The organism is Candidatus Cloacimonadota bacterium (genome assembly GCA_028706475.1).
Classification (GTDB): Bacteria; Cloacimonadota; Cloacimonadia; order Cloacimonadales; family Cloacimonadaceae; genus UBA5456.
Genome location: JAQWBI010000087.1, coordinates 1 through 2,854, shown reverse-complemented (window position 1 = coordinate 2,854; position 2,854 = coordinate 1). Strand labels below are relative to the sequence as shown.

Below are 2,854 nucleotides of genomic sequence, written 5' to 3'. Positions count from 1 at the left end.
TGAACCCGATTTTGAAGCGAATGTGGCAAATCTGAAAAATGAAATACCTGGACATCTGCAATGGCTAACATCATATCTTTAATTGCTATTATAGACATGAGAACTCGATTTTTTGGGGGAATGCCTTCAATATCATATTGCGAGCCATGCGATTAGGTTCCATGGAATGATTTGTAGTCAAACGAGTACATCAGATTTCTATTTTGTAATACAGTTTAGCAAAAAATTCTTCAATATCCTTAGGATAACAAGTTGAGATTCGATAATTATATCACTGATTGAAGCCATTACGATGGCGCAACGGAAAGCTGCTTTAGCTGTATATAGATGCATGTGTGCGACAAAAAAAGCTGGAATCGATTGTCATTGATTGTGGATATTCTTCTACAGAAGAATTCATTTTCTGGGAGATTTCGGCATTTTGGAGTTTACATAAATACGGCATAAAAAATGTTGAACAATAAGTAGTGACAAATATTTTTCGGAGATTAATATCTTAGTAATGAAGAAAAAAGACTTTATCCAACTGACTGACCATGACCGGAAAGCCCTTGTAGACATGCGGGATAACTTGGTGGAGATGCATAATGTTGAGGCGGAAAAGGCCATGGTAAAGATCAAGGAATATCTGAAGAAATACGATTTTTCCTCTGATCTCGAATTGAAGTATTCATTGATGATGAAGCTTGGCGAGGTTCACGGTCGTAATGCAGAAGTGAAGAAATCTGCCGAGTATCTGAAGGCGATCCTCAATTCACCCGAAGCTCAAGTGTTTACACGTTATATCAGGAAGGCTAAAGCCAACCTTGCCATCACGCTTGCCATGCAAGATCTGTATCGAGAAGCTCTGGATATGTGGCACGGTCTGCTGGAGGACGAGAAAGACATAGATATGAAGCTGAACCTGTACAATAATATCTGTGTAGCATATGGCATTATCGGAGAGTATCATGACTGCATTCACTATGCGTATCAAGCAATGGAATTGGCAGATAAGCATGGCATGCCGGAGCGTAGGATGGAACCGCTGCTAAACCTTGGGGCGTCTTATGAGAAGATGGGAGATCCTAAGAAAGCCATGAAGTATTGGATGGAAACGCTCGATTTGAGCAGAAAATTCAAAAGCGTAAGGCGGGAGTTTGAGACCTTGGGAAATATCGCCTTGGCTTACGTGGAACTAAAGGAATATAATAAAGCTTTAGAATATGCTTTTGACGCTTTAAATCTGCGCAAGGTGCATCTCCCTGAAGAAAGTTTGGGTATCAGTTACAACAATATTGGCTTTATTTACGAGGCTTCCGGTAATCTGGAAGAAGCTCTGAAGTATTATAAAATGGGGGAGCAATGGTATCAGAAGCTACGACGTGACTCAGCTCTCGCGAATTGTTTGATAAATCAGGCATCGCTGTATTACAAGATGGGCGATCTGCCTGAGAGCCTGGCAAAACTAGAGGAAGCATCAGAGATCGAAAATGCCTTGAATGTGATGCAAAACTACTCAAAGATCACATCTATGTATGCCAAGGTATATGCGGCGATGGGAGATCATCAGAAGGCTTTTGAATACTCTGAAAAGAACAACAGTATTCTGGAAAACAAACTTGATAGCCTGCTTAAGACAACGATAAGCAAAAAGGAAGCAGAATATTACCGGGGCAAGATCGAAGAACAAGCGCGGAAGTATTTGGAGCAAAATAACGAGCTCAAGACCAAGAACAGCATCATCAGCGCATCCACAAGAGAATTGAAAGTAGTCAACAAGAGCCTGGCAGAAAACGTGGAAGTGTTAAATTGGCTGATATCTGTGATTAGCCACGATGTGCGGGCTCCAATAACTAATTTTAGCAGAATGCTGGCTATGATAAATAGCGGCGATTTTCCCCCCGAGGAACATGACGAAATATTGCAAAGCATGAAGCGAAGCAGTGACAGCATCGTGAAGCTAATCAATGAAATGCTGGATGGGATTCGCTTACAACGACAGAACATGAGCTTCCACACCAGTATCGGAATGCAGAACATCGTGCCAATCCTTAATTCTGTAATGGAAATATATCAGCCTATGGCCCTTCAGAAAAAGATCAAACTGAGTTTTTCACCCCAGACCGAGGAGATGTATGCCAGAGTAGATGCGGATCTATTGAAAATATTGGTGCGTAATCTCTTGAATAACGCAATGAAGTTCACTGGCGATAATGGCAAAGTAGATGTCTATGCCAAAGCTCAAAAGAGTAAGGTTGAGATAGTGGTCGAGGACAACGGAATAGGGATGGATGCTACGGCATTGAAAGACCTGCGGAAGGGCCAGGGAATTGCCCGCAGTAAACTGGATGGAAGCGTAGGTTTGGGTCTGGTATTGTGCAGAGACTCCCTAAAGAAGATGAAAGGCAGCATAAAGATAGATAGTACTCAGGGTAAGGGAACCAGGGTAAGCATCCTCTTGCCAGCGAAATGATTGGCCTATCGTTCAGGTATGAGAACCGGAAAGATAATCGATATTCATTGCCGATGCGGTTTTCTGCTTTTTTGCTATTTCAAGGCAGGCAAGGGACGATTGACTAAAGTACTGATCTCGCGATTAAGCGAAGATAAAGTGGGTCTGAAACAGGTGGAAAATTTCAGCCGGCCGTTTTGTCCGAACTGTAGTAAAGAGCTGGGTATCATAAAGATGATTCATGGAGAGCCGGCGTTAAAACTGAATCAGGGAACCATTCAATCCATAAGGATTTATACAGAGTTCATATTGTAATGTCATAATTCTAGATAGCTGCAGCGGCACAAGGATGATATTGTGTCGTTTTTCAAGTCCGCAAACACATCTACCATATCTGCCATCATTTGCTTAAGTGAACCA

The 2,854-nt window shown here is 41.9% G+C and carries 2 protein-coding genes; both read left to right on the top strand.

Annotation, left to right across the window (positions count from 1 at the left end; translation table 11 throughout):
* Positions 1–502: 502 nt before the first annotated feature.
* Positions 503–2,455 (top strand): tetratricopeptide repeat-containing sensor histidine kinase, encoded by a 1,953-nt coding sequence (locus PHF32_08765; protein ID MDD4560805.1) that lies wholly within the window; start codon positions 503–505, stop codon positions 2,453–2,455.
* A gap of 99 nt (positions 2,456–2,554) precedes the next feature.
* Positions 2,555–2,749 carry a hypothetical protein gene (locus tag PHF32_08760; protein MDD4560804.1) on the top strand — a complete coding sequence of 65 codons (195 nt, stop codon included), beginning with the start codon at positions 2,555–2,557 and terminating at the stop codon, positions 2,747–2,749.
* The last annotated feature ends 105 nt before the right edge of the window (positions 2,750–2,854 follow it).